At 42.5% G+C, this 8,065-nt stretch carries 4 protein-coding genes and 1 pseudogene; 2 read left to right on the plus strand and 3 right to left on the minus strand.

Features of this window, described 5'->3' with window-relative positions:
- Both EI162_RS12435 and EI162_RS12440 read left to right on the plus strand, forming a co-directional pair.
- A pseudogene (locus EI162_RS12435) lies at window positions 1–89 on the plus strand (IS5/IS1182 family transposase); the annotation flags it as partial.
- 987 nt (window positions 90–1,076) lie between these two features.
- Window positions 1,077–2,285, plus strand: a complete 1,209-nt coding sequence (locus EI162_RS12440) for a transglycosylase SLT domain-containing protein (RefSeq protein WP_192524653.1) — start codon at window positions 1,077–1,079, stop codon at window positions 2,283–2,285.
- A 164-nt stretch (window positions 2,286–2,449) separates the two neighbouring features.
- Here EI162_RS12440 and EI162_RS12445 read toward each other — a convergent pair whose 3' ends face one another.
- The 3 genes from EI162_RS12445 to EI162_RS12455 form a co-directional block, all read right to left on the minus strand.
- Window positions 2,450–5,470 carry a LysM peptidoglycan-binding domain-containing protein gene (locus EI162_RS12445; protein WP_192524654.1) on the minus strand — a complete coding sequence of 1,007 codons (3,021 nt, stop codon included), beginning with the start codon at window positions 5,468–5,470 and terminating at the stop codon, window positions 2,450–2,452.
- Window positions 5,471–5,721: 251 nt separating this feature from the next.
- Window positions 5,722–6,216, minus strand: a complete 495-nt coding sequence (locus tag EI162_RS12450; RefSeq protein ID WP_192524655.1) for a hypothetical protein — start codon at window positions 6,214–6,216, stop codon at window positions 5,722–5,724.
- A 373-nt stretch (window positions 6,217–6,589) separates the two neighbouring features.
- Entirely contained in the window at window positions 6,590–7,879 is a 1,290-nt protein-coding gene (locus EI162_RS12455; RefSeq protein ID WP_192524656.1) for a CNNM domain-containing protein, read from the minus strand.
- Window positions 7,880–8,065 lie beyond the last annotated feature (186 nt).

The raw sequence follows: 8,065 nt of genomic DNA on the forward strand, positions 1-8,065 counted from the left end.
GGGCAGTTGCCACCAGATTTGATAAGCTCAAGCAGAGTTATGAGAATACGGTCGCTCTCGCTTGCGCTTATATCTGGCTGAAATTATGAATGTTCAACACGCCCTAGTTAAAATACTTTAAAAACGCTACGGTACTGCTTCAAATTTCTTAGTTATTTTTTGATTGAAAGTTTATAACTTTGCCAAATTTTACCGTTTATAGGCTAATTGTTAAGTTTTATCGCTATTTTCTTAATTCTACTTGAATAATACAATGAGTAACTACATATTACCCCTGTAAGAAAGAATGTTTTGTCATGAAACTTCCCATTATTATAGCTTCCGGTTATGGCACTAAACGATGATAACTGCTCAAAACCTCATTATTCTTTATGAGTAATATGTTTAGCAACGCGGTATATAGCATTATATATAACAGCATTCAGCGATTGTAGTGTCGCAATAATGGTTTAGTAGCATCTGATGGATAGTATTTTGAGATATAACTCATGGGCTATCAAGTACGACGTTTTACTGAATTTTATTGCTGAACAATTGATATCATTAACCACTACTCTACTTTTACCCTTTACAGAGTGAGTCGTTGTTGATATTAGCGTAGTGAAAGTTGAACGACTATATTAGTATCGATATCTGTTAATACTAAATAGTAATGATGTTGCCCAACTGATCTATGGCTTTGTTTCATTAACTTATTCATGACCTTACCTATGTTTAATGCATAGTTGTTTTTGCAATAGCTCTATCTATCGTCGATGAAGGAATCATCTGATTTATATCCTTCGTATTATTGTGCGTCCAGAATTTGGTCAAAACACTTTAAATGAGACTTTTAAGAAATTTACATTGATACTCTTAAGTATTAAGTAAATACGCCGATAGATAGCCAATTGTAAAACTTACCACTAACGCTTATAAGCGTATGTTGGTGGCACTATGATTAAACAAGATAATGCTGCACTTATTATTTAAAAGCGTAGTGTTATCTAAAATGTTACTCGTTGAGTGCTGTTTGATTATCAGCGCACTCACAGACATTTTACGGTAAGCAGGATGGCTAAAATCAGGAGACATCCATGCAGCGTATTACTTATCGTGTGAAAGTATCTGCGCAAGGGGCCAGACGTCGTATTTCTTATTTATTACGTCCATCTAAACGCCTACCAAACACTAAAAGTAACATCGTTTCATCCGTTACCCCCAATCCATCGGCTCGCTTTGCCAAAACCAAAAAGTTGGCACAAGTCTCTAGTATAGCCCTACTCTCATTACCTGCTGAGAGTTTGACGACCATGAGTGCGCAGGTGCCAGCCTATGATAATGTCATGCTGGAAAACACCTTGACCATCGCCGCTGTCCCAGGCGACAGCACTTATTTTGCGACTGATGGCTTCCAACATGGCTTCGGCTTTGATTTGGTACGTAGTTATGCCGACGAGTTGGGTGTCGATATCGACCTAAAAGCTTATGCGAATGAAGAAGCGGCGCTCAAAGCCTTAAGAGCAGGTAAAGCGGATATGGCGTTAACGACTGCCAGTACGCAGCTAAAGAGTAAGCTCAATCTATCATCTGTTAATGTTAGTTGTGGTTACGATGCCAGTTTGACCAAAAATGGCCTGCACCCAAAAGTTAGCTGGTCGTTCAACTCGCCCAATGATCCATTATCCCAAAAAGCCAGTTATTTTTTATGTGATAGCATCAAGCTCGAAAACACCCAAAAGCTTGCGGCTTTTTACAACCAAAGCTTGTTAAAAGACGCTTACAGTCAGGACCACTTTCAAAAAACACTAACAGAAAAGCTGCCTGACTATCAATCGTCTTTTGAAGAGCAAGCGCGTAATTATAATCATGATTGGGAATTATTGGTGGCAATGGGTTATCAAGAATCCCATCTTGACGCCAATGCCGTCTCACCGACTGGTGTACGCGGACTAATGATGCTGACCAACAATACCGCTAAAGCGATGGGCGTCTCAAATCGCGTTGACCCGTATCAAAGTATCGGCGGCGGTGCGCGCTACCTAGAGCAAATGAAAGCGGATTTTTCTGATGTACCAAAGACTGATCGTATCTGGTTTGCGCTTGCGGGCTATAATATGGGGCCAAACGCGATAAAAGGGATTCAGCGCACATTACGAAATCGAGGTATTAATGATAAAAGCTGGGCCAACGTCTATGCCTATTTAGATAATAATAGAGCGTCTAATAGCCGTTATGGGCAAGCGATGCATTATGTTAGTAATATCAGAAGTTATCTTGAAACGATAAAAACTCAGACTGTCTAAGCAATACGTATTATTTAGATGTTTTAAACTAAAAAAGCTGCTCTACTATTAATAATAGTAGAGCAGATTTTTTTGGTTAGAATTTTTTGAATGTACGGTTTGTCAAAAAATGATAGCGTATTTAAACAGTACTAAATCAACCATTATTAATTGCTAAGCGTCCGTTAGCGATTGGGCACGGTCAAACGCTGACCGCGCTGTAGCATGGTGTTTGCGGCAATATTATTCATCTCAGCCAACTCTTGCGTTGATACACCATACTTACGGGCTAAACCAATCAGACTATCACCCGACCCAACGGTATAGCTCACCGTTGCTTTGGGTACGTTAATAGTCTGCCCACGCTGCAACTGTGCATTGGTCGCCAAATCATTGGTCGCCGCCAAATCTGCTACTGAAACACCGAATTGACGTGCTAAGGCAATCAAACCATCGCCTGACTTAACTTTATAACGTTCGGTATTGCCCAGCTTTTTGCCGCTACTGCTCGCGGTAGTCGTATTGCTACTAGCCGCCGTAGTACTACTGCTTTGATTAGTATTACTAGCAGCAACCGCAACGCTACCACTGGCGGGAATAGTGATGGTGCGACCCAGTATCAGATTAGAATTGGTTTTTAGATTGTTTGCAGCTGCCAAGTCACTTAGACCAATATTATAACGTCTAGCCACAGCCGTTAAAGTATCCCCTGATTTTACTTTATAGCTGACTGTTTTATCGTTTAACTGGCGGTCTACCAATTCTTTAGACGCTGGTACTTTGATAGTCTGCCCACGTTGCAAACGAGCTTTGGCATTAAAATTGCTATTCACTGCAGCCAGCTCTGTTGGGCTAACACCCACACTACTAGCAATACCAATTAAGGTATCACCCGATTTAACTTTATAACTGGTCGTCGGTACTGAGCTTGAAGTACTGGTATTGCTTGCAGTGTTAGTGCTACTAGGCGCAGTGCTCGTAGAAGTAAAGTCGACATTGGCGGGTACTTTTAGCACCTGTCCAACGTACAACGAGTCTCTTGTACTGATACCATTAAGATTGGCTAACGTATTGGTCGGTATATTGAACTGACGCGCAAGGGCAATCAGGCCATCGCCTGCTTTTACCTTATAGTTTTTGGTGGCTGCACTCGATTTTTTTGGTTTGGTCGATGGCGCAGCAGGTGTCGACGCTGGCGCAGTCACTTTACCGGGTATCAACCATAGCTTTTGACCTCTAAGTAGGTCTGCACGGCTACTTAGATTATTATAAGTGGCTAGCTGGGTGACGGATAAACCAAAGCGATTCGCTGTCCCAATTAGCGTATCGCCACTTTTTACCACGTAGCTCTCTGGTTGGCTTGCCGCTGTATTACTCGCCGTACTCAATGGTTCGATGGTTTTTGCATCGTATAAGTACAAGGTACTGCCAGATAACAGCTTGGCACTGGCATCTATTTGGTTCCATTCTGCGATATCACGCCAGCTCACATCTGCACGACTGGCGATATTAGATAAAGTATCACCACGCTTTACCGTATAGGTTGTACGCGTGCCTTGTGGCTTCGGCTTACTGACTGGTGTTTTCGCAAAACTCAGCTTCTTCTCTTCACCACTGGCTTCCAAAATAGACTGCTGGGTTTGGACTGCTGATAGATTAATATTGCCATCCGCATTGACCACGTTGGTTTCAGGAGTGCTGATACGAATTTGATTGGCAATAAAATCGCGCTCTTCTTTACTTAGCGGTGGTTCTTGGACAATCGTATTGTTTTGTGTAATCGTAGCAGAAGTGGTCGGTAAACTATTACTGCTCTTTAGCTCATCATTGATTTTTTTCGTTTCAGCTGAGGTTAATGGTGGTTCCGTACGAGCTGACGTATTACTACTAGAAGCAGAGCTGCTCGATGATGATGAAGGAGAAATATAACTGGTTTTTTGCTGAGGGACACTAGCACTAGCAGCATATTCAGCCAGCTCACCACCAGTAGATGGCAGCGAAGAGCTCGTATATGGCTTACTATTATAACTTGGCGTGCTTGTGCTGCTTGGTGTACTCGTGCTACTCGATGCAAGCACGTTACCCATACCATTGCCCTTCAAGGCGCTTAGTTTAGAATCGGTATTCAGGCTCACATCATTAGGGATGATAATACGCTGTGGACCTGAAGAATCGACACGACCAGAGGTGAGCGCCGTATTCAATCTTTCTAGCTCATCATAAGTGACACCAGTGAGCTGTGCGACCTCAGATATGCTCACGCCATAATTCACTGGCACACTACGGAAATGCTGACGGTTAGCAATCGCTGGTAAATACACACCATACTGTTCAGGCTTGGCGACTATTTCGGCCACCGCCAAAAAGCGCGGTACGTAGTTCATGGTTTCAGTGGGCAATCTAAGTGACCAATAATCTGTTGGTAATCCACGAGCGGCATTGGCATCAATGGCTTTTTGTACACGGCCAGGGCCAGCATTATAAGCCGCTAATGCCAACTCCCAACTGCCGAACTGATTGTGCAGCGCGGTCAAAAAATCATAAGCAGCGCGTGTTGATTCAATGACATCACGGCGACCATCATACGTACTGCTTTGATTTAGACCATAAATTCGGCCAGTACTTGGAATAAACTGCCACAAGCCTGCCGCAGCGGCACTACTGGTCCCACTGGGATCGTAAGAACTCTCAATCACTGGTAATAAAGCAAGCTCCGTTGGAATATTGCGGCGCTCAGCCTCTCGTACCGTGTGGTAAATATAGCGACTGGCACGCGCAGTCAAACGGTTGAGATAGTCTTGTCGACTGGTAAACCAGCTTTTTTGGCCTTCGATACGCTGATTATACATCGGCTGACCGCCATTCATGCGATAACCTGCACGTAAGCGATTCCACAAATCACCATATTGCTGGATGACAAGCTTATTACCTTCGACCATTGTCATGTCAGTGGCTTCTAACAAATCTGCCAGTTCATCCAAGCTATCCGCATCCAAATATGCGGTTGAATAATCAGCGCTGCTGGTTGAGGTAGTGGCTTTGTTAGCAGAACTAGCAGGACGTTTGGTAATGACAGATGAGCTATTGGTCGCACCCTTGTTTTTTACCGTTGACGTATTGCTACAAGCACTGATAAGTAAAGTTGATACCGCAAGCGTCAATGGCAACGCAATAAATGAGCGAGAGTTTGATAGCACAGTAGACATGGTATGGGAGTTTTCCTAACGACAAGAAGTGATGAAATAAAGTTGCTTGATAGTATAGTATGCTATGTAACGTAAAAACCAGCCTAATAGAAAAAGATAATCATCTAAGAATATTTCTCATAAGCTGGATTCGTATTTAAATGACGAAGACTGACACTCAATAAAACCATGATGCCTATTAATATCAAAACTTAATAGTCAAAGATTTTAACGCCATCAAGCACGGACTACGGACTAGGGCGTGTCAATGACTAATTAATCGCTACTTGTGATACCGCACGTAGTAGCACCGCATTACCCGTTGATAGTGTCAATGTTACTCTAGATGTGGTAACAAACGAGACTTCTTGACCGTCTTTTACCCAGCTCTCATTGGTGGTCACATTGGCTTTGGCCTGTGCGCCTGTAATGACGACATCATCTACAGAAATATTGTAACGATAGTTAGAGGTATTACTCCAGCTATCCTGAAGTAATCTAAGGTAGGCGTCTTTATCTAAACTGGTAGACTTGCCCTTTCTAGACAATGAAATCAATGCGTCATCGGACACCAAGCGTGATACTTGGTTGATACTTTGGCTATTCGCTGATGACTTCATTGCTGCTGCATAGTTTTGCACCAAAGCTTCGGTCATGGTTGCTGCTTGCGCGCTGATACTTACAGTACTTGCCACTGCGATAACTGCAGTGACGCTGGCGCTTCTCACCAATAGAGCCAACAGCCCTTTTTCCCATAATGCTTTCATGATAATCCTTAGCGATACTTTTTCGTGGTGGTCATATCTGATTATGATATGTGGTTGTCATATATTGACAGCTGATTTTTTTATGCCATTCAATGAGACAAGCTATATTTTCTTTTAAGTGCCTTAATTTTAAGTGCCCTAGTTGTAAGTGCCCTAATTGAATGCTCAACATGCCCTAACATTTTTTATATTTTTCTTTGTGCTCTTGATGGTTAGAGCTTTGTTTAAATACTTTGTCAAGAATGATGGCATACTTGTATCATAAAGTGAGCCTATCATTCAATTCTCACAGCTATGTGACACCCTGTGTAATTATTGCGAATGCTAAAACGCTAGGATGTGTTGAACATCAACCAAGCCCTAAGCTTCTGTATTACAATTTAGCATCATTACTATTATCTTCATGATGCTCATCATCACTGAGTTTCATACCCAAACGCTCTACCCGTCTGTCCATCATTTGTCGTGCCAATGCTTGCATATCTTCCACGCGGTCAATTTCATCCACAATTTCAAGACCTAATAAAGTTTCAAACACATCTTCTAAAGTAACCAGTCCTTTGACTTCGCCATACTCACCCACAGTAATAGCAATATGAATACGGTTTTTTAGCATAAATTCTAGCAAATCAAAGAGTTTCATCTTTGAAAATACAAAGGTAATCTCTCGTTTGAACTGCGTTAATGGTTTATGCACCGCGTGATTAACTTTTGCCAATAGCATATCGGTTTTTAATACAAAACCAGTAATATTATCCAAGTCACCATCATAAATCGGCAATCGTGAAAACGTCAGTTTTGGGCGGTCAACCAACAACTCAGCAACGGTTTTATTTTCTTCAAACGATAGCATCACTGAACGCGGGGTCATGATATCTTCGACTTTGATGGCACCAAACGCCAACAAGTTACGAATGATGCGCGACTCTAATGGGTCGATTTGTCCTGACTCTTCACCGATACTAGCAAGCGCGGCAAACTCACGACGGCTAAATGTCTGGGGCTCTTTGCCACGCACAAGCAGTTTGGTCAGTCGCTCTGAGAACCAAATGAGCGGGTAAAGCAATAGGATAATACCTCGAACAAAGTGAGCCACGACGCCGCTCAATTGGCGCCAATACAAAGTACCCAGTGTCTTTGGAATGATTTCAGATAAAAACAGAATCGCCAAGGTCATAATCGCAGAAAACAACCCAAACCAAGCACTGCCAAACACAATCGTGGCCTGAGCACCAGCACCAATAGATCCTAGCGTATGCGCCACGGTATTTAAGGTCAAAATAGCCGCCAACGATTGATCGATATTATCAACCTTTAGCTTTCTTAGCATATTTGCTTTTTTGGGATTGCTCTCTTGCACATCAGCGATATAAGACGGCGTCATACTGAGTAGTGAAGACTCTGCTAAGGAGCAGACAAACGAGATACCAATGGCCACAACCACAAAAAATATGAGCAGTAGGACACTGGCCGCTGTTGGCCCTGCTAAAGTATCAGCAGCAAAGGCCGGATAAGGCAGTAGCATCATGGCTATCGCAATGAACGTCGATAGCCTCGAGACTGATTTAGTACGATTCAACCGCCTCAGATAGCGTGTCGTCGGAGGAGGTTTGGCCGACGCTTCTTTAGGAGCGCGCGGCCGGCATAAACGAGGTACAAACATAAAAGTGATGAACAAGTTAGGTAACCTAAACAGAGAAGAGAAAAAACAATAGTAGCTCGATTAGCAAGCGGCTAAAGCGGCAATAAATAATGGATAAAAACCAATTTAGTTATTCATATTAGGCGTTATTATATAGTCAGTTCAAAATAAAACTGTTATGGCCAGGACAAATATCATAAAATAATT

It is taken from the genome of Psychrobacter sp. FME6 (assembly GCF_014861365.1).
Classification (GTDB): domain Bacteria; phylum Pseudomonadota; class Gammaproteobacteria; order Pseudomonadales; family Moraxellaceae; genus Psychrobacter.